Here is a 22,381-nt window from a genome sequence, read left to right on the forward strand (position 1 = left end):
TGATAGCAAAATTATGAGCCAAAATACCAATACTGAAGATACCATTGACTTAAAAGAACTCTTCTTTTCACTCATAGCTCAATGGAAACTTATCGCACTCTGCATCATTTTAAGTCTGGTTTCTGCACTGTTATATTTAAGAACAACACCGGATACCTATTCAGTGGATGCCTTGGTACAAGTCGAAGAAAGTAAAGGTACCTCTGCAGCTTTATTGGGTGATTTATCAAATTTGATTGAGCAGAAGCAACCTGCTCAAACTGAAATTGAACTGCTCAAATCACGTTTAGTACTTGGCTCTGTCATTAAAAACCTAAACCTGGATTTAAAGATTTCCGGGACAGAAAACGGTTTTTTTGATCGCTTGTTAAATCCACATGATTATCAAACCCAATATCAAAATAAATCTGTGTTATTTAAGGATGATGCCCAGTCATTTGAGGTTCGCAAGTTTGAAGTTCCAGCCGACTACTTAGACAAGGATCTGCTGCTTGATTTTAATGCCAATAAATTCATTCTAACGGATGCAGAAACCCAGCAAGTGGTTTTTACTGGACTCACCAATCAAGAGAACCACCATAGTTCAGAGTTTGGAACATGGAAAGTGGCTATTTATACTCAAGATCAACTCAAAGACACTTATAATATTGAAAAAATGTCTTTACCTGCAGCAATGCTTTCAATTACAGAGAATTATTCTGTGGCTGAAAAAGGTAAATTGACTGGCATCTTGGGTCTAAATTATCAAGGTCAGGACAAAGAACATATCACCAAAGTCCTCAACTCGATTCTGGTTGCCTATAGCCATCAAAACATTGAACGCCGTTCCGCTGAAACTGCACAAACACTTAAATTTCTTGAAGAACAGTTACCGGAATTAAAGCAGCAGCTTGATGGGGCTGAACGAGAATTCAACAAATTCCGTCAACAATATAATACTGTTGATGTAACCAAAGAATCCGAACTGTATTTGACCCAGAGCATTCAGCTTGAAACCTCTAAAGCTGAACTGGAACAGAAACTGGCGGAAGCTTCTGCAAAATACACCAGTGAACATCCAGTGATGGAACAGATGAATGCTCAACTGGGCGCAATCAACAAAAAAATTGGTGAGCTGAATGGCACCTTAAAACAGTTGCCTGATTTGCAGCGCCGCTATTTGCAGCTTTACCGTGAAGTTGAAGTCAAACAGCAGCTTTATACCGCCCTGCTTAACTCATACCAGCAATTGCGTATTGCCAAAGCAGGTGAAATTGGCAATGTTCGGGTTGTGGATACTGCGGTATTACCAATTGAACCGATTAAGCCTAAAAAACTAATTGTATTAATTCTTTCTGTTTTTGTGGGTGGTTTCCTGGGAACCTTACTGGCTTTATTACGCAATATGATGCACTCTGGGATTAAAGATTCCGATCAAATTGAAAATGAACTGGATTTGCCGGTCTATGCCACTGTTCCACGTTCACCGATTCAAGAAAGTCGGATTAAGCTTCTGAAAAAGAAAAAGCACATTCCTATCTTAGCCATTAAAAATAGCGATGATATTGCGATTGAAAGCTTACGCAGTATGCGTACCGCCATTCATTTTGCTTTAAGCGAAGCCAAAAACAATATCATCATGATTTCCGGCCCTGCCCCTGAAGTGGGTAAATCTTTTATTTCAGCCAATTTAGCGACAATTTTGGCGCAAAGCAATAAACGGGTCTTAATTATTGATGGCGATATGCGTCGTGGTTATTTACACAAATATTTCAACCAGGACAATCAATCCGGTTTGGCTGAATATTTAAATGGTCAACAAGCACTTGAGAGTATTGTTAAATCCACTGAAGTTCCCCATCTGGATGTGATCACTCGTGGCAAAAGCCCAGCCAATCCTTCAGAGCTTTTAAGTTCGGCAAAATTTTCGGAACTTTTAGAGCAAATTTCACCCCGCTATGATCATGTTATTATTGATACCCCACCTGTACTGGCAGTAACAGACGGTATTATCATTTCACAATATGCGGGTGTGAATTTAGTTATTGCACGATATGCAAAATCGCAGATGAAAGAACTGGAGTTAACGGTCAATCGTTTTGAACAGGTCAATGTGAAAGTGAATGGCTTTATTCTGAATGATATTCAACGTGGCTCGGGCGCTTATGGCTATGGATATGGCTATAACTATGCTTATAGTTATAAGGCTTCGAAAAATAATGATTAAATCTGTTTCATGAATATAATTTGAAGCGTTGTAGGCTAAAAGCCAGTGGAAATCACTGGCTTTTGTTTTTTATAATTATTTTTATAAAAATAAAAAACAGATATTTTATTGTATGAGAAATGTTTTATATATTCAGACTGTTATAGAATAGTTGGGTTGATAAGAATATATTGGGTTTCTATACACCACGATTCGCTCGAAACGTGCTGGATAGAAAAGTCTGCTAAAATTAATGCAACTTTTTTAATATAAAATGATTTTGGGAAAACCTATGAGTAAAGCCTTACCCATCGCTGTCGCTGTTCTTTTAGGCGGTGCTGCACTTGTACCTGTTTATTATGCAACTCAAAACCCGGCTACTGTGACATCAAAAGCATCAAAAAATGCCTCTGCTGTTGAAAAAATCAGTTATGCGCTCGGTTATGAAGTCGCACATCAAACCCCGCCTGAACTAGACATTAACAGCTTTGTTACAGGTGTGCGTGAAGGACATGCTCGTAATAAACCGGCTTATACAGAACAAGAACTTCAACAAGCCTATCAGCAGTTCCAGAAAGAGATGCAACAGAAACAGCTGGATCAAGCCAAAACAGCTCAATCCTCAAGTGACAATTTCTTGGCTGAAAATGCGAAAAAACCGGGTGTGAAAACCACGGCTTCAGGCTTGCAGTACAAAATCACCAAAGAAGGTACCGGTAAACAGCCGACCGCAACTTCTGTTGTTACCGTTCATTACAAAGGCCAACTGGTCGATGGCAAGGTATTTGACAGCTCGATTGAACGTGGACAACCGATTGAATTCCCGCTCAATCAGGTCATTCCGGGTTGGACTGAAGGTCTACAACTGATGAAGGAAGGCGGTAAAGCTACCCTTTATATTCCTTCACAATTGGGCTACGGCGAACAAGGTGTTCCGGGCATGATTCCTGCCAATAGCACCCTGATTTTTGATGTTGAACTGATTAAAGTAAAATAAAAATTTTAAGGAGAGCTTTTGCTCTCCTTATTTATCTTGAGATAAGAAAATGAAAACATCTATAACACTCCTTTGTTTATGCATGTGTACCACGGCAAGTTTTGCAAAAACGGTGACTAATAGCAGCAGTTTAAAGGAACAGGTTGGTTACAGTTTCGGTTACTTAATGGGACGTAGCAATGCTGACTCGTTTAAAGATTTAGACTTGGAGGCTTTCATCCTGGGTCTAAAGACAGCCACGCAAGGCGGTAAATCTGCCCTGACCGATGAAGAAATGGCTCGTGTTTTGAACCAGCATAAAAAGCAGAGTGAAGCAAAACAGCTGATTGAATTAAAACAAAAGGCCGAAACCAATGCCAAAATTGGGGCGGAATTTTTAGCAGCCAATGCCAAAAAAGAAGGTGTTCAAAGCACCAAATCCGGTTTGCAATATCAGATTTTAAAACAGGGTACAGGAAAATCACCGAAGGCCAATTCCGTGGTTAAAGTCAATTATGAAGGTCGGCTCATTGATGGAACCGTGTTTGACAGTTCAATCGCCCGGAACCAGCCAGCGGAATTTCAGGTCAGCCAGGTGATTCAAGGCTGGACGGAAGGCTTACAGCTGATGAAAGAAGGGGCCAAATACCGCTTTTTCATTCCGGCACAGCTGGGCTACGGTCAAATTGGTTCCGGCGATGTGATTGAACCGAATAGCACCTTGATTTTTGATGTCGAACTGCTTGAAGTATTGCCTAAATCCAGCAAGTAATCGATCAGCCCCTGTTTCATGTAAAAATAGCGAGTGAGTTAACCTGACCCCCCCACAGTTAGGGCTGCTCGCCATTTTTAACATGGATGAAATGCATTAGACCATTTGCACTTCATGCTGGCAGAGGTCATTCTTTTAAAATCCTGCCGATCTATTTTCTCTTTTGCCACACCCTAGAAATAAGATTAACCCTATATTTATTCAACATTTAGATACATATCCTGGTTAATTAAAAGCATGTTTCAATTTATGCAGAATAGTTGCTGCCAAAACTGAACGATCTTGTACAATCATTAAAGAAAATTCATTTCTATCTTTTTAATTTAGACATTTTTTATTTATTACAAGGATCAAATCCATGGCTCTCAGCATTAAAACTCGCGAAATTCAGTACACCGCGCCAGACGGAACCCAGTTGATTGGATATTTTGCCGCACCTGAATCAGAGAAACCGCTCGCGGGCATTATTGTTGCGCCAGAATGGTGGGGACGAAACGATTACACCGAACAACGCGCGCGTGAGCTGGCCGAACATGGTTATGCTGCTTTTGCCATTGATATGTACGGGGATAAAAAAGTCACTACAGCTGTGCCTCAAGCCAGCGAATGGATGATGCAAACCTTTCAAGATCCGGAAACAATTGTGACTCGTGCGTCCGCAGGTTTGGCCACATTAGCTGCGCAAGAAGAAGTAAATGCAGATAAACTGGCAGCTATAGGCTTCTGTTATGGCGGCAAGGTGGTGCTGGATCTGGCACGTTCCGGTGCCGATTTAAAAGCGGTCGTGACCTTCCATGGCAACTTGACCCCGAAAACTCCTGCACAACCCGGACAGGTGAAAGCAGAAATTCTGGTGCTCCACGGAGAACTGGACAGCATGGTCAGCCTGGATGATGTAGCTCGCTTTAAAGAAGAGATGCATGCTGCTCAAGTCGAGCATGAAGTGATCATTTTTGAAGGCTCCAAACATGGCTTTAGCAACCCGCTTGCAGATGAGCGTGCCAAAGCCAATGGTATTGATCTGGGCTATAACGCAGCAGCTGAGCAGCAAGGCTTATCTGCCATGTATGAATTATTTAAAACGCGACTTGGTGAATAACAATGAAGGTAAAGATGGCCCTGCTATTTTTACCCATCCAGTGATGGATCATTTAGAGAGGATACAATAATGACGACAAACAATTGTGTATATTGCAATTTTGATGAATATGACATCATTGATAAGAATGATTTCGGTGTAATTTTGCCCGAGCCAAATGCTTTATCTCAAGGTCACTCGGTTATTGTTCCCCTGCGCCATGTCAGCTCTTTTTTTGATATCACCGACAAAGAACGTAAAAGTCTGATGTCCCTGCTTGAGCTTGCCCGTAATGAGTTGAAGCTACGTTATCATCCTGCCGGCTTTCATATTGGCTTTAATGATGGTGCGGTGTTTGGTCAGGCTGATGAACATCTGCATATTCACATCATTCCACGCTATGAAGGTCAGACATTGAAGCTTGATGAGCGTTGGGGCATGATCAGCGATTAAAAATGGATTGTGCGTTATCACTCAAAAAATGATGCTTCGGCATCATTTTTTTTGCTTCGGACAACGCCGCAGTACTGGGCAATTTTCGTTATACTATTCATCTATTCCCACGCTACGGTTCACATGTCACAGTTTTCTTTTGCCGATGCCCTGCTTTCCTGGTTTGACGTTCATGGCCGTCATGATTTGCCCTGGCAAATCGCGGATGATCCCTACAAGGTCTGGGTTTCTGAAATTATGTTGCAGCAAACTCAAGTGAAAACCGTGCTGCAATATTTCGAGCGTTTTATCGAACGCTTTCCGACGGTAGCAGATTTAGGACAGGCCAGTTGGGATGATGTAGCCCCGTATTGGGCAGGTCTGGGGTATTATGCCCGCGCCCGACATTTGCATAAAGCGGCGGGAATGGTGGCTGGTCGAGGTCATTTTCCAGCGACATTAGAAGAATGGATTGAACTTCCCGGAATTGGCCCATCCACTGCCGGGGCACTGATGTCCCTCGGTTTGCGTCAGTACGGCGTAATTATGGATGGCAATGTCAAACGGGTATTGGCGCGTTTCTTTGCCATTGAAGATGACCTGTCCAAACCAGTGCATGAACGTGCCATGTGGCAACTGGCAGAACAGTTGTGCCCGGTTGAGCGCAATCATGACTATACCCAGGCGATTATGGATCTGGGGGCAACCATCTGTACACCGAAAAAACCCTTGTGTTTATATTGCCCGATGCAGCAGCACTGCAAGGCCCATCAACAGGGACTGAAAACCGAGCTGCCGTTTAAAAAAGCCAAAAAACCTGTTCCGCTAAAATCAGCGCAAGTTTTGCTGATTCAGTCTGATGATCAATGGTTATGGCAACAACGCCCCAATAGTGGCTTATGGGGTGGTTTGTGGTGCCTGCCGATTATCGAAGATCCTGCCGAATTTGAACGACTGTGCCAATCTTTAGGTTTAAAAAAAGTGATTCAACGTGCGCAAATCACGCATAGTTTTACTCATTTTACCTGGCAACTGGAAGCCTTGTGTTTTGAAGTCGATACTGACCAGCAAGAACATCTTGCGATTGAACTGAATGGCAGCTGGTTAAGCCCACAAAGCGCAACTGCAATGGGCCTGCCCACTGCGATGAAAAAATTGATCTCTGCAGTAAATTTATGAGATAGTCAGGCACTGTAGTTCGAATAATTTCATATAGATTAGAATGAAAAAAGGATGAACAGTGCTACGTTTTATTTCAACCTTATTGTTGGGTTTTAGCATTTTGTGGATTGCGGCATGTACCTCGACACCGCATAAACCTTCTACTTCCCCCCTCCCCCCGGCTCAGGTGCAAAAGCTGAAAAGTATGCAGCTGAACGCGTCATTACCTATTCCGGTAAAGAATATCAAAGCCAGACAGCTAAAGGATACCTGGGGAGCTTCGCGCAGTCATGGCCGCACCCATGAAGGCATTGATATTATGGCTCCACGTGGAACAAAAGTTCTGAGTGCAACAGAAGGTCTCATTGCCGACTTACGCAATAACAATTTGGGTGGTAAAGTGGTTTGGATTCTGGGACCGGGTGGAACCTGGCATTACTATGCCCATCTTGATGAGCATAAACGCGGCCTAAGTGTCGGCGATTATGTCAAAAAAGGTGATCTGATTGGTTATGTCGGCAATACCGGCAATGCACGCCATACGGCACCGCATTTACACTATGGCATTTACCTGGAGGGTAAGGGTCGTGGTGTGGTCAATCCCTATCCTTATTTACGTTAATTTTTTAGGAACTATTCATGTCAGAAGCGTTGATCAATCGTTTGGTCGAATTTGCTGAATCAGGCAATCAACAAAAAATTGTGTTGGCGGGACAAACCCATCAAGGCTGGGTGATGGAAATTACCGAAGAAGCGCTTTTGATCAGCACCGGTTTTGCAGAAAAAACGGGTAAAGACATGTGGATTCAGTTCACTGACTTACCGCAAGCCGAACTGTATTACTGGGATAACCAGCACGATCAATGGACTGAATTTAAGCTATAAGTGCTTAAGGAGTATCAGAAATGTCGATTCAACGCTGTGGCTGGTGCTCGAATGATCCACTGTATATGGCCTACCATGATCATGAGTGGGGCAAAGCCAGTCATGATGAGGCGCATTTATTTGAAATGCTGTGCCTGGAAGGACAGCAGGCCGGTTTGTCCTGGATTACCGTGCTGAGAAAGCGTGAAGCTTACCGTGAACATTTCTTTCAATTTCCGATAGCCAAGATCGCCCAGTTTAGTGATGCAGAGCTGGAAAGTAAGCTCCAGGATGCCAGCCTGATCCGGCACATCGGCAAGCTCAAAGCTATTCGTGAGAATGCCATGGCCTGGCAGTATTTAAGCCAAGAACTAAAACCACAACAAATGAATGTCAGAGACTGGTTATGGAGCTTTGTTGAATATCACACCCTATACAATGATGTGCCCAATTATCGTCAGGCACCGGCCCAAACCGACATCAGCCTTGCACTATCCAAAGCTTTAAAAAAGAAAGGCTTTAAATTTGTAGGACCCACTACTTGCTATGCTTTTATGCAGGCTGTGGGGATGGTCGATGATCATGAAAACCATTGCTCTTTTAAAACAGGTTCATCATTAAAATGATCAGGAAAGGATTTTTCCATGAGTAATAATATTATCCATGCTTATGCAGCCATGCAGGCAGGTGCAGCACTTGAACCCTATCAGTTTGATGCCGGAGAACTGCAGTCGCATCAGGTTGAAGTTAAAGTTGAATACTGCGGTTTATGCCATTCCGACATTTCAGTAATCAATAATGACTGGAAGTCTTCGGTTTATCCCGTGGTGGCCGGGCATGAAATTATCGGCACCATTGTACAGCTGGGTTCAGAAGCCAAAGGCCTGAAAGTGGGACAGCGCGTGGGCATCGGCTGGACAGCAGAAAGTTGCCAGTATTGCGATCCCTGCGTATCGGGTCAGCAAGTGCTGTGTAGCGGTGAAAAAAAAGCGACCATTGTAGGCCATGCCGGTGGATTTGCCGACAAAGTCCGTGCCGGCTGGCAATGGGTGATTCCCCTGCCCGAAGATCTGGATCCTGAAAGTGCTGGACCGCTACTCTGTGGTGGTATTACCGTATTTGATCCGATTCTAAAACATCAAATTCAAGCCATACATCATGTGGGTGTGATCGGGATTGGCGGCCTGGGTCATATGGCAATCAAACTGCTAAAAGCCTGGGGCTGTGAAATTACCGCCTTTACTTCAAATTTGGACAAAACTGAAGAGCTTAAGGCCATGGGTGCAGATCATGTGGTGAATAGCCGGGATCTTCAAGCCATTAAATCACAACGAGGCAAGTTTGATTTACTACTCAGCACAGTCAACGTGACCTTGGACTGGCAAGCTTACCTTGCTACTCTTGCGCCAAACGGTACCGTGCATATGCTGGGGCTTCCCCTGGAACCCATGCAGATCTCGGCCGGCACATTGATTGGTGGTGCAAAATCCGTGACCGGTTCCCCTACAGGCTCCCCTGCGGCACTACGCCAATTACTGAAGTTTGCAGCGCGTAAAAATATTGCACCGCAAACTGAAGTTTTTCCAATGTCACAGCTCAATCAAGCCATTGAACATCTCCATTCGGGTCAGGCCCGTTACCGGATTGTACTCAAAGCGGATTTCTAGTTCATTTTTCAATTTAATTTTCACTTAAATCCAATCTGCCAAGAGCAATCGTGCTTGGCAGATTTTTATTCATTCTGACAAATTAGTCGTTAAGTCACTTATAAATATACGGCCAGTTTTTGTGCCAGAAATTCGATAAATAAGCGCACCCTTTTCGGCAGATGTTCTTGTCGATAGTACACTGCATGGATGTTCTGATAATACAGACGAATTTGGTCTTCAAATAAGGCCTTCAGGTGACCAGCCTGTAAATCATCTTCGACCAAAAAACGCGACAAACAGGTTATGCCCAAGCCTTGTAAAGCCAGTTGCCGGACCGTTTCTCCATTTGAGGCTTTTATTTTGGGATGAACAATCAAATCTTCACCATTCAACTGAACCGGCCAGGTATTTAAATGCGTCGGCTGGCTAAAACCCAGTAAAGCATGCTGGGATAAATCTGCTGGAGATTGCGGTACTCCATGTTGTTCCAGGTAAACAGGGCTCGCCACAATATACAGGCGGCTGCGGCATAATAACTTGGCATGTAAACTTGAATCGTGCAGTTCTCCAAACCGGATCGCGACATCGGTTTTATGCTCCAGTAAATCAATCACCTGATCATGATTATTCAGTTCAATTTCGATGTTGGGATATTGCTGCATAAACTCCTGCATCAGCGGCACAATGACATGCAAGATAAAAGGGGTCGCAGAGTCTATCCGAATCCGTCCCGAAGTATCGCTATCAGATTTTAGCAAGGCATCTTCAGCTTCGGCCAAATCGTTTAAAATTTTACGGGCTTTTTCCAGAAATAGTTGCCCTTCCTGGGTCAATTTCAACTTGCGTGTGGTACGTTCCAGCAAGGTCACATTGAGCTTATTCTCCAGACGTTGCAAAGCTCGACTCACCCCGGATGTGGTTTGTCCCAGACGCTCGGCTGCCATCACAATCGAGCCACTATCGACAATAGTCACAAAAGCGTGGAGTTCTTCAATGGTCGATTTCATCTTCCACTCATGTATTGATTATTCATCAATAATATTGTGCAAAGTAATGTATTTTTTAACAACAATAAACCTTTAAAATCACGTTCATCTTCAAAATTTAAAGATTGTATACATCCAGCAATCCATCGCTTGCATTGGCATTCAATAGTTACGGACCAGCCACCTTTGCCCTAGCTCACTGCTGTAAAGCAGGAGATGATCCATCCTGTTCATAAAATATATTTAGAAAAAAGTCCGCACAATGCGGACTTTTTAGTTTTTTAATTAGCGTAATGCTTCAGGCAACAGCGGAATACTCGAGGGTTTGGCCAGTTCAGCTTTCATCTTTTGCAGCATCTGATAAGGCTGCTGCTGTACAAACATATTCACAAAGGTTAAAGGAATAGAACCTTCAGGGTTGGCATAACCATACGTGGAAACTTTGACTTTGTTATTGGCTAATTTCTGAAAAGTCCAATCGCCTTCATAATGGGTTAAACGTACATAATTCGGATTTTTGGCATACGCTTTATCAACCGCTTTATTTTTAATGGTGATCATGCCTTGAGCATCTTTCATCATTTTGCCTTGCACCACCAGATCACGATCTTTCAGCGGGAAAGGAAAATCCAGCACCATATACAATAAAAATTCGCCTTTTTTGTCATCCCGGGAAAGAACCTTAATACTGCCCATATACGGCACCCATTTCACCGCATGGTCGACATCCAGAATCAGACCAACGGCCTTTTCAAAAGGCGTATCGTAGGTGGTTTCAGCTTTATATAAAAATACCGGGTTCTGGCTGTTTTGATAGGTCCAGACCTTAATATTATTTTTGTTAATACTGAGTTTGGCATTATCCACAGGTTTAGCTTGCGCAGTAGCAAGCATTGCTACTGCACAGGCCATCAATATCACTTTTTTCATTCCATTGTGCTTCTTATTTTAATTTTGCTAGATATTGTTATAAATGATTTTAACGATTTTTTATACTTGAATATCGTTAAAACCCAGTACATCTTTCATGTCATATTTACGGGCTTCACGTCCCACTACCCAAGCTGCGGCACGAACCGCACCCGCGGCAAAGTTCATACGGTTGGTTGCTTTATGGGTAATTTCAACACGTTCGCCTTCGCCAATAAACATTACCGTATGTTCACCGACAATATCACCACCACGAATGGTTTCAAAACCAATGGTTTGGCGATCACGTGGGCCAGTATGACCTTCACGGCCATAAACTGCCACTTCTTTCAGATTGCGTCCCAAAGTATCAGCAATCGCTTCACCCATCATCAGTGCCGTACCTGATGGTGCATCGACTTTATGACGGTGATGCGCTTCAATCACTTCAATATCCACTGTGTCGCCAAACACTTTAGAAGCAAGTTCCAACAGCTTGATGGAAACGTTCACGCCAACCGAATAGTTGGCAGCATAAACAACAGGAGTTTGCGTTGCGCTGTCATCCAGATAGGCTTTTTGTTCATCATTCATGCCAGTGGTACCAATCACAATTGCCACCCCTGCTTCACGGCATAATTTTAAATGCTGAGCAGTTGCAACTGGTGCAGTAAAATCAATCACCACGTCACAGTCTTGCAAAACTTCTTGCAGACTACCTACCACTTTTACACCCACAGCACCAATACCGGCAAGCTCACCTGCATCTGCACCAATCAGGCTGCTTTCAGGGCGTTCAACTGCTGCTGCAAGCTGGTAACCTGCTTCTTTAACGGCCTGAATAAGGATGCGTCCCATACGACCGCCTGCACCCAATACACCAATGCGTGGAGCTGCTGACATAACATATTCCCAATGTTGATTTTAAATTGTTCTTACTATATCAAAACTATGTACCGAGACTAAGTTTCAGCCTGAAATTTTTTATTTAAAAAGAAATCGGTCATGACGAATGTTTATGCCAAAGTACGATGACGATGTAATGGCTCAACCCCGACCGGTTGCTATATTGAAAGTTCAGCATTAAAAATAAATGATTTTGCTGCTGATTTTCATCTCCCTGTAAACATCACTGCGCAGACTACGCAACACGAGTGATCAAAAGATGAATTATAAGGAAATCAACATGCATTCAAAAAAAATCGCGTTAACCGTTTTTATGGCAACCATCGTCAGCACAGCGTGGGCAGAACCGGCAATCCAAGCAGGAGATACTTTGGAAAGCCTGTCAAAAGTCAAAATAAATATTCGTACCCATAGCTCTACACCGGCTCAAGCTGAAACTAATCAGGCAGCGACCAAGCAAGAACCGGCTGGCGAAGCAGCAGCGCCATTGGTCGATGTCGAAGCTATTGACAAACCAATCACCGAATAAGCGCTTATAAAAAAAAGGGGGGAATATTCAATATTCCCCCCTTTTTTTAAACTGTGTCTGAAATTAATCAAACAGACCGAAGAACGATTTTTTCTTAGGCGATGATTTGCTGTCATCACCATCCATCGTTTCTTGCAATTCTTTTAACAACTCACGTTGACGTGCAGTCAAATTGACTGGTGTTTCTACCACTACGCGGCAAAGCAAGTCACCCTGCATGCTGGTACGTACCGGTTTCACCCCTTTACCACGCAAGCGGAACAGTTTGCCGGTTTGAGTTCCCTCAGGAATTTTCAGGCTGACACGGCCATCCAGGGTTGGAATCTGGATTTCTTTACCCAAGGCAGCATCGGCAATGCTGACTGGCACATCCATATACAGGTCTGCACCGTCACGCTGGAAAATTTCATGCTCGCGCACGACCACTTCTACGTATAAGTCACCGGACTGACCATCACGAATCGCCTCACCCTTACCGCTTAAACGTACGCGGTCGCCGTTATCCACCCCTGCAGGAATGGTCACTTCAAGGGTTTGCTGACGGTCTTTTACGCCTGAACCATGACAAGTGTTACACGGGTTCTTGATGATTTTGCCTTGACCGCGACAGGTGCTACAGGTTTGCTGAACAGAGAAGAAACCTTGCTGCATACGCACTTGACCTGCACCATGACAGGTTTTACAGGTTTCAACATCATTCGGGTTTTTAGAACCTTTACCATCACAAGTCTCACACGGTGCCGGTGCGGTAAAAGTAATGGTTTTTTTCACGCCTTTGACCGCTTCTTCAAGCGTCAATTCCATCACATAGCGCAGGTCTGATCCGCGGCGTGCACGTTGCTGGCCACGGCCACCACCGCCACCGAATGCGCCACCAAAGATGTCGCCAAACTGACTAAAGATGTCTTCTGCGCTGAAACCGCCACCGAAGCCACCACCGCCCATGCCGCCTTCAAAAGCGTTATGCCCCATACGGTCATACATGCTGCGTTTTTCGCTATCCGATAAAATTTCATAAGCTTCAGCAGCTTCTTTAAATTTTTCTTCAGCTTCAGGGCTGTCCGGGTTACGGTCTGGATGATATTTCATCGCCAACTTACGGTAGGCTTTTTTAATTTCATCATCACTAGCGGTTTTAGCGACGCCCAAAACCTCATAATAATCACGTTTAGCCATGTCTGGCGATGCTCCTCACGGAATTTTATTTAATACTTAACTGTGGAGTGAAATTGGGGACGGAAACAAATTTTACAAGGGAAACTGAGGAAAAAAGTTTATTCGGATTAAAATACGGCTTTATTTTTGAAAAACCGGGAAATTCCTTTTAGCCAGGCATTCAACAAAAATAAAAAGGCAATCAGGGCGAAAATCACGCCTGTAACAGTACAGCCTTTTACCCAGACTGCACTATCCCAATAAAAGAAAATCAGCGGAATAAACCAGAGAGCCGCAAAACACACCAGAATCATATAAATCACAATATTACGCATGATCCAGAGTGCTTGAGCCTGAAGCCAGACCTCCACTTCATTCACTTGTGTGACTTTGCGCGCAAACCAGTAAGCAAATATGCCGCTAATCACAGTAAACAAGGCCAAAAACATCAAGACATAGGAAATCGCAATAGAACGGCGAAGTCGGCTTAAGTTGTCTTGCTTCATGTGCGTTTTAACCCCATTTACCACATCTTTAGATTTTTAATATGCAGTAAATTGCTTTATAGAAATGTGTACGAATATTAGGTGCTACTATATTGAAATTTTCAATATTTCGCACCTGCTTATTGTCAAAAAATTACACCGTTTGGCTATTTTTTTTCACATTAAACCATTGGGCATACAATGCCGGTAAAAAGAACAAGGTGAGAACCGTGGCCACAATCAAACCGCCCATAATGGCGACAGCCATCGGACCAAAGAAAATACTGCGTGATAATGGAATCATCGCCAGTACTGCGGCCAGGGCAGTCAGCACAATCGGGCGGCAACGACGTACGGTTGCCTCAATAATGGCATTCCAGGGATCATGTCCAGCCTGAATGTCCTGTTCAATCTGGTCAATCAGGATTAAAGAATTGCGCATGATCATGCCCGACAGGGCAATGGTTCCCAGCATCGCGACAAAACCAAAGGGTTTATTCAACAACAACAGGAACAGGACCACCCCAATCAGGCCCAAAGGTGCGGTCAAAAACACAATAAATGCGCGGGACATACTTTTCAGCTGAATCATCAGCAAGGTCATCACCACCGCCAGGAAAAACGGCATACCGGCATTGACCGAGTTTTGTCCACGCGCCGACTCTTCGACCGTACCGCCTACTTCAACCAGATAACCGCCTGGCAATTCGGCACGCAGCTGATCCATTTTATCGGCCAGTTCCCCGACCACGGTTGCAGGCTGCAATTTGGTCCGTATATCGGCACGCACGGTAATGGTCGGCAAACGGTTACGATGCCAGATCAGGCCATCTTCAAATTTATATTCAATTTTGGCAATTTGCGCCAGAGGTACAGAACCGCCATTGGCCGTCGGTACGGCCAGACTGGATAAGGACTCTACATTGACCCGTTCGTTCCGATTTCCACGCAAACGGATTTCAATCAGTTCACGTTTTTCACGATACTGGTTAATCACGGCACCACTGATGGAGCTGTTCAGGAATTGCGACAAATCTAAAGTCGATACCCCCATTTGACGGGCACGATCCTGGTCAATCTTCAGCTGAATGACCTTGCTCGGTTCGCCCCAGTCCAGATGAACGTTGGTGGTATTCGGATTCTCTGCAATGACGGCGGAAACCTTATGTGCCCACTGACGCACCAGATTCAGGTCTTCCCCGGAAACACGGTACTGCAAGGGATAACCGACAGGCGGACCATTTTCCAGCAGCGAGACCCGGGTACGCACATCCGGCAGCAATTTACGGATTTCCTGATCCAGAGATTTGCGGATTTCATCGCGGTCATCCAAGGACGAAGCCAAGACCACAAACTGGGCAAAACTGGCCTGTGGCAGCTGCTGATCTAACGGCAAATAGAAACGGGTGGAACCCGTGCCGACATAGGCCACATAATTGTCGATGCCCTGTTTGGTCGACAGGAATTTTTCCACTTTCTTCACGGCATTTTCTGTGGCGGTGAGGGATGCACCTTCTTCCAGTTTTAAATCGACCAGAATTTCGGCACGGTTGGATGGTGGAAAAAATTGCTGCGGCACCAGTTTAAACATCAGCACCGACAACACAAAAATACCCACCGTGGTCGCAATCACGGTTTTACGGTAAGTAATACACTGACTCACCCAGCCTCTAAATTTTTGATAAAACTTGGTTTGATAAGGGTCATGATGCTCACCGGCATGATGCAGCACAGCTGGCGGTTCGGGTTGCCTGCGTAGGCGCGCCCATAAGCGCTGATACCACGGCGCTTTTTGCAGCAGGTCTTGATTAAAATCTGGCAGCAGTTTATCGCCCAGATAGGGGACAAAAAGGACCGCTGCAAACCATGACACCACCAGGGCAATCGTCACCACCTGGAAAATGGAACGGGTATATTCACCGGTACTGGACGCAGCAGTGGCAATCGGTAAAAAGCCGGCTGCGGTAATCAGGGTACCGGTCAGCATTGGAAAAGCCGTGGTTTTCCAGGCAAATCCTGCCGCCTCCAGCCGGCTATAGCCCTGCTCCATTTTTACGGCCATCATTTCAATGGCAATAATGGCGTCGTCTACCAATAAACCGAGCGCCAGAATTAAAGCGCCCAGTGAAATTTTATGCAGCCCGACATCAAACAGATTCATGCCGGCAAAAGTCATGGCCAGCACCAGCGGAATGGAAAATGCCACCACCAGACCGGTACGGAAACCCAGTGAAAAGAAGCTGACCAGCAGGACAATAATCACCGCTTCTGCCAGCACTTTCATGAATTCATTGACGCTGCGTTTCACCGCAACTGGTTGATCGGAAACTTTTTTCAGCTGCATACCCAAGGGCAAAGATTTTTGCAGATGGGCAAATTCAGCCTCTAAATTTTTACCTAAAGCCAGAATGTCGCCCCCTTTGCGCATCGAGACGGCAATGCCAATCCCGTTTTCGCCCATAAAGCGCATGCGTGGCTGGGCCGGCTCGCTGAAGCCGCGATAGATTTCGGCAACATCGCCCAGCTGAATGGTTTTTCCTGCCACCAACAGCGGCATCTGCTTGAGTTCATCGACACTTTGCAGCTGGCCGCTGACCCGCATTTGAATGCGGTCGGTCCCGGTTTCAAAGAAACCGGCACTGGCTACGGTATTTTGCTGTTGCAGGGCTTGCTGAATCGCCGTGACCGGAATGCCGAGTTGAGCCGCCTTGGTATTGGACAGTTCAATCCAGATTTTCTGGTCTTGCAGCCCCACCAGATTAACCTTGCCGACATCCTTGACCCGTTGCAGTTGCAGTTGCAGACGGTCGGCATATTCCTTCAATATGGCATAGTCATAATCTTTGCCAGTCAGGACATAGATATTTCCAAAGGTATCGCCAAATTCATCATTAAAAAACGGCCCCTGCACCCCACTCGGCAATTGATGCTGGATATCGCCCACTTTTTTACGCACCTGATACCAGACATCGGGAATCTGGTTGGAACGCAGAGAATCCTTGGCGACAAACGTCACCAGTGATTCACCGGGACGCGAATAGGCCATGATGCGTTCGTAATTGCCGGTACTCATCAGTTCTTTTTCGATGCGATCCGTCACCTGCAAAGACACTTCCTGTGCGGTTGCGCCCGGCCAGTAAGTCTGGATCACCATCACCTTAAAGGTAAACGGCGGATCTTCACTTTGCGCCAGCTTGGAATAGGAAACAATGCCGACAATGCCGAGCAGCAGCATGAAATAAAGGATCAGGCCCTTATTTTTCAGTGCCCATTCCGACAGGTTAAAGTTCGTGCCTAAATTCATGATGCAGCTCCTGACTGGATGTTCACGGCACGGTTTTCCCGGTCAATCGGCTGGATTTTCTGTTTTTCACGCAATAAGTGCACACCGCCAATCACCACATAATCTTGCGGATTCAGACCGGACAATACCGGCACACTGTCACGGCCATAGGCCCCCAGGGTCACCGCCACCTTATGGATGGTCTGATCCGGTTTCACCACCCAGACATAGGCCTGCTGGCCATTGGCCGAAACACTGGACAACGGCACGCTAAGTACATTGTTTTGGCTATTGTTAAAAAATACCCGAGCACTCTGGCCCAGCTGAATGGCAGCGTTGCCTTCACGCAAGGCCACCTTGACACTAAAGGTCCGGGACTGATCGGCTGCCGGAGAAATTTCACGCACATAGCCTGCAAATTTATCTTCCGGCTTGGACCATAAGGTCACCCACGCTGCCTGACCGACTTTAATCTCTGAAATGGCCTGTTCCGGCACCCCGATCACCACTTCACGATCACCGGCAATCGCTATCTGATAAGCCGACTGTCCTGCAGCGACCACCTGCCCCACTTCAATATTACGTGCGGTAATCACGCCATTTTTATTGGCAATCAGCTGGTTATAACCGGTTTGGTTACTCGTAACCTGATAATTGGACTGCGCCTGTTTCAGCGCGGACATCGCTGATTTATACTGGTTATCTACCGCATCATATTGCGAACGGCTCACGGCATTCATCGGCAGCAGTTGCTGAAAGCGCTGCAGTTCATCTGCGGCAATTTTTGCTGCCGACTGGGCACTTTCTAGTTGAGCTTTTGCTGCATTAAGCTGCAGCTGGGCATCTTTCACATCCAGTTTTGCCAGTACTTGCCCCACTTTGACCTGATCGCCCACATCGACATAACGTTCGATAATCTGTCCGCCCACCCGGAAAGCCAAAGCCGTTTGCTGGCGTGCCTGCACATCTCCAGCATAGCTTTTCTGTTCATTATGAGTACTGTTCGGCTGAGTCACCATCACAAACGGGACCTGTTCTGTTTCGGTTGCCTCCGTGCTGCAGCCCAATAAAGTCACACTGCAAATAATCATCATGCTGGCCAGGGCGGTTTTTACTGCAATCTTTACTGTGCTCATGAAGTTCGCTCTTATCTCAAAATGTTTTTTAGGGCAAAATAAGCAATATCTTAAATTGATCATTTTTTAATTAATATACTGCCTGGTACAGTAATTATAATAATCAGGTCAAAGCAATGACCTTTTTCATTTTTTTGGAAAAAATTGTGCAAATAAATGTTGGTCGTCCCAAGGACTTAGAAAAACGTCAGCGTATTTTAAATGCGGCGAAAAGCTTATTTTTGAAGTGTGGTTATCAGGGTTCCAGCATGAACCAGATTGCCCAGGAAGCCGGTGTCACCAAACTGACGGTCTACAATCACTTTCAGGATAAAGCCAATTTATTTGTTTGTGCCATTGTTGCCACATGCGAAGAATTACTCAGTGCTCGCCCCTTAAACCTGCAAGCCGACAGTAATTTTTATCAAGAATTTGTGCATGCCTGTGAGCTGGCCCTCAATATCACCAATTTGCCAGAAGCCATCAAACTGGAACGCTTATTGGTGGAACTGGCGGCGGAACAAAATCCACTGGCACAGACATTTTATAATGCCTGCCATCTGCGTATGAATGCACTGTGGGAAAACTTTTTTCAGCAGGCTATAGAATTGGGCTTTATTCAGCCAGAAGCTTTAAAAAACCTGACCTTACTGATCCTTTCTTTACTGTTGGGCCTGCGCCATCATGAAGTGCTGCTTGGGGTCCGGGAAGTTCCAACTGCTGAAGAGAAACAGCAGATTATCCTGAACAGTATTGAAATCTTTATGCTGAAATATCAAAAAAAACCTTAAAATCTGTAATTCCATTTTCCTGACTGCACAAACAGCACCTCAATTGCCAGTTTTAGCAACAAAAGATACCGACTTTTGTCTGCCCCCTACTTGGAATGTCATCGAATCGGGGTATATTCAAAAGAGTAGCCTAGGAGAATGAAAAAAATGATTCAACAAATTGATGCTCCACTGCGTGAGGATGTACGCTTACTTGGGAACCTACTGGGAGAAACCCTCAAGGAACATGCAGGACAAGATTTGTTTAATCAGGTGGAGCAGATTCGTGCGCTGTCCAAAGGTGCACGTGATGGGCAGGTGGAAGCCGAAAAACAGCTTGAACAACTTTTTTTAAGTCTGGAAGATGATGAAATTCTTCCGCTCACCCGGGCATTCACCCACTTTCTGAATTTTGCCAATATTGCCGAACAGTACAATGTGGTGCGCAGTCGCCGTAAGAGTGAATTCGATGAAAATGCGCCTTCCCCTAATCCGCTTGATCATCTGTTCCAGAAGTTTAAAGATCACGAAATTTCAGCCGACACGCTATTCCAGCAAATCTGTGAACTGAAAATTGAACTGGTGTTGACTGCGCATCCGACTGAAGTCAGCCGTCGTACCTTAATTCAAAAATATGACGATATTAATGACTGTCTGTTTAAGTCTGATCAACAAAAACTGACCCCACGTGAACGCAAGGCCGTACTGGCAGAACTCAAACAGCTGATTTGTTCCGCCTGGCAGACTGATGAAATCCGCCAGCACCGCCCGACCCCAGTCGATGAAGCGAAATGGGGCTTTACCACTATTGAGCAAACCCTGTGGAATGCAGTTCCCAAGTTTATTCGTGAACTGGATGAAATGGTTGAAGATCACTGTGGCCAGCGTTTACCCCTAACCGTTGCACCGGTGCGTTTTGCCTCCTGGATGGGCGGTGACCGTGATGGCAACCCGAATGTTACGCATAACATTACCCAGGAAGTACTGTGGCTGTCGCGCTGGAAAGCGGCGGATTTATATCTGCGTGATATGGAAGACCTGCGCTGGGAACTGTCGATTCAGAATGCCAGTGATGAACTGTTACAGGCACTGGGTCATAACCACCCCGAACCCTACCGTGAATATCTGCGTGACACTCGCGAACGCCTTAAAGCCACCCGTCACTGGCTGGCGCAAAAACTGCAAGGGCAAGATGCCGATGATAGCCAGGTCATTAAAAGCAAAGATGAACTATTACAGCCTTTATTGCTGTGCTACCGTTCACTGATTGCCTGCAACCTGCCTGAAATTGCCAATGGCAAACTGCTGGACTTTATCCATCGCGTCAACTGCTTTGGCATTGAACTGCTGAAACTGGATATCCGTCAGGAATCCGGTCGCCATCGTCAGGCCATTTCTGCCATCACTGAATATCTGGGTCTGGGCAATTTTGAAACCTGGACCGAACAGGCACGCCAAAACTTCCTGTTGCAGGAATTGCAAAGCAAACGTCCGTTGTTGCCTAAACATCTGAATGAACCGAAACAAAGCCTGATTGAACATCCGGATGTGCAGGAAGTGTTTGCCACCATGCGCACGCTGGCTGAACAGCCGGAAGAAAGCCTGGGCGCATATATTATTTCCATGGCGGAATATCCGAGTGATGTACTCGCGGTCTTACTGCTGCAAAAAGAAGCCGGCATCAAGCATCCGCTGCGTGTGGTGCCATTATTTGAAACCCTGAAAGACCTGGACGGCGCAGCCGCAACCATGAATACCCTGTTTAATATGCATTGGTACAAACAGCATATTCAGGGCAAGCATGAGGTAATGATTGGCTATTCGGATTCTGCCAAAGATGCCGGATTCATGTCAGCCAACTGGGCGCAATACCGTGCGCAGGAAGAACTGACGGCTGTTGCAAAAAAACATGCCGTGCAACTCACCCTGTTCCATGGGCGTGGCGGTTCGATCAGCCGGGGGGGCGCACCCACCCAGCAAGCGCTGTTTTCACAACCGCCAGGTTCGATTTCCGGTGCCATCCGCGTGACCGAACAGGGCGAAATGATTCGCTTCAAGTTTGGTCTGGAAGGCATTGCACTGCAAAACCTGGAAATTTATACCGCAGCCACATTAGAGGCAACCTTGTTGCCGCCACCGGTGCCTAAAGATGAATGGCGTCAGTTGATGCATACCATGACCGATTTATCGGTACAGGTCTACCGTCAAACCGTGCGTGAAAATCCACATTTTGTAAAATACCTGCGTACGGTTACACCGGAACTAGAATTGCAAATGTTGCCACTCGGTTCACGCCCGGCAAAACGCAAGGTCAGCGGTGGGATCGAATCTTTACGTGCCATTCCCTGGGTATTTGCCTGGACCCAAATCCGTTTGATGCTTCCGGCATGGCTCGGTACAGGTGCGGCAATTAACCAGATGATTGATCAGGGGCAAAAACAGCTGCTGGATGAGATGCTGCAACAATGGCCGTATTTCCAGACCCTGATTGACATGCTGGAAATGGTCCTTTCTAAAGCCGATAGCCATGTAGCGCTCTATTACGAATCACATTTGACCGATGATGAAGATTTAAAAGTTCTCGGCAACGAACTGCGTCAGCGCTTAAAAGATGCGGTACAAACCTTGCTGGCCCTGAAAGGTGAATCTCAACTGCTGAGTAGCAATGAAGTGCTGGACCAGTCTATGCGGGTACGTAAACCGTATTTATTGCCGCTGCATTTACTCCAGGCAGAACTGATGAAACGCCGCCGTCGCTATCTGGCAGAACGTCAGGCAGAACATACCCCAGTCGATCATGCCTTAATGGTAAGTATTGCCGGGATTGCGGCCGGACTGCGTAATACCGGTTAAATTCTGATTTTCCATAGAAAAAGCACATTTCCGCAATGTGCTTTTTTTAACCTTATGGTCAAAAGATTCCCATTATTTTTTATAAATAAAACAAAAAATATTTATGAATTGATCAAGACATCTTCATTCCTATTAACTGTTGATTTAGCATTATTTTTAAATGATTAAACTTTTACCACATGGTAAAAACACTTGAAAAGTCATGGCATTAGTTTAAACAAAATTTTGTTTCAATGATTAAATCTTCCAAAAAAGAAGCGTATGATGTGCACA

General features: G+C 45.3%; 20 protein-coding genes. 13 read left to right on the forward strand and 7 right to left on the reverse strand.

Annotation, left to right across the window (positions count from 1 at the left end):
* Window positions 1-13 precede the first annotated feature (13 nt).
* The 10 genes from BLP85_RS10840 (at window position 14) to ahr (ending at window position 9,135) form a co-directional block, all read left to right on the forward strand.
* Window positions 14-2,206, forward strand: coding sequence for a polysaccharide biosynthesis tyrosine autokinase (locus BLP85_RS10840; RefSeq protein ID WP_092820099.1), 2,193 nt, complete (start codon window positions 14-16; stop codon window positions 2,204-2,206).
* Window positions 2,207-2,477: 271 nt separating this feature from the next.
* Window positions 2,478-3,182, forward strand: a complete 705-nt coding sequence (locus tag BLP85_RS10845) for an FKBP-type peptidyl-prolyl cis-trans isomerase (RefSeq protein ID WP_092820100.1) — start codon at window positions 2,478-2,480, stop codon at window positions 3,180-3,182.
* 49 nt (window positions 3,183-3,231) lie between these two features.
* Window positions 3,232-3,933 carry an FKBP-type peptidyl-prolyl cis-trans isomerase gene (locus BLP85_RS10850; protein ID WP_092820101.1) on the forward strand — a complete coding sequence of 234 codons (702 nt, stop codon included), beginning with the start codon at window positions 3,232-3,234 and terminating at the stop codon, window positions 3,931-3,933.
* 358 nt (window positions 3,934-4,291) lie between these two features.
* Window positions 4,292-5,032, forward strand: a complete 741-nt coding sequence (locus tag BLP85_RS10855) for a dienelactone hydrolase family protein (protein WP_092820102.1) — start codon at window positions 4,292-4,294, stop codon at window positions 5,030-5,032.
* Between the two features lie 69 nt (window positions 5,033-5,101).
* The gene (locus tag BLP85_RS10860) at window positions 5,102-5,464 is read left to right on the forward strand and encodes an HIT family protein (protein ID WP_092820103.1); all 363 of its coding nucleotides are present in this window, start codon (window positions 5,102-5,104) and stop codon (window positions 5,462-5,464) included.
* Between the two features lie 123 nt (window positions 5,465-5,587).
* Entirely contained in the window at window positions 5,588-6,622 is a 1,035-nt protein-coding gene (gene mutY / locus BLP85_RS10865) for an A/G-specific adenine glycosylase (protein ID WP_092820104.1), read from the forward strand.
* Window positions 6,623-6,683: 61 nt separating this feature from the next.
* Entirely contained in the window at window positions 6,684-7,226 is a 543-nt protein-coding gene (locus tag BLP85_RS10870) for a M23 family metallopeptidase (RefSeq protein ID WP_092820105.1), read from the forward strand.
* 17 nt (window positions 7,227-7,243) lie between these two features.
* The gene (locus BLP85_RS10875; RefSeq protein WP_092820106.1) at window positions 7,244-7,489 is read left to right on the forward strand and encodes a hypothetical protein; all 246 of its coding nucleotides are present in this window, start codon (window positions 7,244-7,246) and stop codon (window positions 7,487-7,489) included.
* A gap of 20 nt (window positions 7,490-7,509) precedes the next feature.
* Window positions 7,510-8,094 carry a DNA-3-methyladenine glycosylase I gene (locus tag BLP85_RS10880; protein ID WP_092820107.1) on the forward strand — a complete coding sequence of 195 codons (585 nt, stop codon included), beginning with the start codon at window positions 7,510-7,512 and terminating at the stop codon, window positions 8,092-8,094.
* An 18-nt stretch (window positions 8,095-8,112) separates the two neighbouring features.
* Window positions 8,113-9,135, forward strand: a complete 1,023-nt coding sequence (ahr, locus tag BLP85_RS10885) for an NADPH-dependent aldehyde reductase Ahr (protein ID WP_092820108.1) — start codon at window positions 8,113-8,115, stop codon at window positions 9,133-9,135.
* Window positions 9,136-9,233: 98 nt separating this feature from the next.
* Here the strand turns inward: ahr and BLP85_RS10890 are convergent, their stop codons facing one another.
* The 3 genes from BLP85_RS10890 to dapB form a co-directional block, all read right to left on the reverse strand.
* A complete protein-coding gene (locus tag BLP85_RS10890) occupies window positions 9,234-10,124 on the reverse strand; it encodes a LysR family transcriptional regulator (RefSeq protein ID WP_092820109.1) in 891 nt (296 codons plus the stop codon).
* Window positions 10,125-10,388: 264 nt separating this feature from the next.
* Window positions 10,389-11,033 carry an START domain-containing protein gene (locus tag BLP85_RS10895; protein ID WP_092820110.1) on the reverse strand — a complete coding sequence of 215 codons (645 nt, stop codon included), beginning with the start codon at window positions 11,031-11,033 and terminating at the stop codon, window positions 10,389-10,391.
* A 60-nt stretch (window positions 11,034-11,093) separates the two neighbouring features.
* The gene (gene dapB, locus BLP85_RS10900; protein WP_092820111.1) at window positions 11,094-11,915 is read right to left on the reverse strand and encodes a 4-hydroxy-tetrahydrodipicolinate reductase; all 822 of its coding nucleotides are present in this window, start codon (window positions 11,913-11,915) and stop codon (window positions 11,094-11,096) included.
* 283 nt (window positions 11,916-12,198) lie between these two features.
* On the opposite strand from dapB, the gene BLP85_RS10905 reads away from it, so the two are divergent.
* Window positions 12,199-12,447, forward strand: coding sequence for a hypothetical protein (locus BLP85_RS10905; protein WP_092820112.1), 249 nt, complete (start codon window positions 12,199-12,201; stop codon window positions 12,445-12,447).
* Window positions 12,448-12,510: 63 nt separating this feature from the next.
* Here BLP85_RS10905 and dnaJ read toward each other — a convergent pair whose 3' ends face one another.
* From dnaJ to BLP85_RS10925, 4 genes are all read right to left on the reverse strand, one after another.
* On the reverse strand, window positions 12,511-13,623 hold the full coding sequence (gene dnaJ / locus BLP85_RS10910; RefSeq protein ID WP_092820113.1) for a molecular chaperone DnaJ: 1,113 nt from the start codon (window positions 13,621-13,623) through the stop codon (window positions 12,511-12,513).
* Window positions 13,624-13,730: 107 nt separating this feature from the next.
* Window positions 13,731-14,108, reverse strand: a complete 378-nt coding sequence (locus BLP85_RS10915; protein ID WP_092820114.1) for a hypothetical protein — start codon at window positions 14,106-14,108, stop codon at window positions 13,731-13,733.
* Window positions 14,109-14,241: 133 nt separating this feature from the next.
* Window positions 14,242-17,391: an efflux RND transporter permease subunit gene (locus BLP85_RS10920; protein ID WP_092820115.1), complete on the reverse strand. Its 3,150-nt coding sequence runs from the start codon at window positions 17,389-17,391 to the stop codon at window positions 14,242-14,244.
* A complete protein-coding gene (locus BLP85_RS10925; RefSeq protein WP_092820116.1) occupies window positions 17,388-18,506 on the reverse strand; it encodes an efflux RND transporter periplasmic adaptor subunit in 1,119 nt (372 codons plus the stop codon). The genes BLP85_RS10920 and BLP85_RS10925 overlap by 4 nt, the downstream gene beginning before the upstream one ends.
* A gap of 146 nt (window positions 18,507-18,652) precedes the next feature.
* Between BLP85_RS10925 and BLP85_RS10930 the strand changes: the two genes are divergently transcribed.
* Both BLP85_RS10930 and ppc read left to right on the forward strand, forming a co-directional pair.
* Window positions 18,653-19,276: a TetR/AcrR family transcriptional regulator gene (locus BLP85_RS10930; RefSeq protein WP_092820132.1), complete on the forward strand. Its 624-nt coding sequence runs from the start codon at window positions 18,653-18,655 to the stop codon at window positions 19,274-19,276.
* Between the two features lie 147 nt (window positions 19,277-19,423).
* Entirely contained in the window at window positions 19,424-22,108 is a 2,685-nt protein-coding gene (ppc, locus tag BLP85_RS10935; RefSeq protein ID WP_092820133.1) for a phosphoenolpyruvate carboxylase, read from the forward strand.
* Window positions 22,109-22,381: the final 273 nt, after the last annotated feature.

This window comes from Acinetobacter kookii (assembly GCF_900096895.1).
In the GTDB taxonomy this organism is placed as follows: domain Bacteria; phylum Pseudomonadota; class Gammaproteobacteria; order Pseudomonadales; family Moraxellaceae; genus Acinetobacter; species Acinetobacter kookii.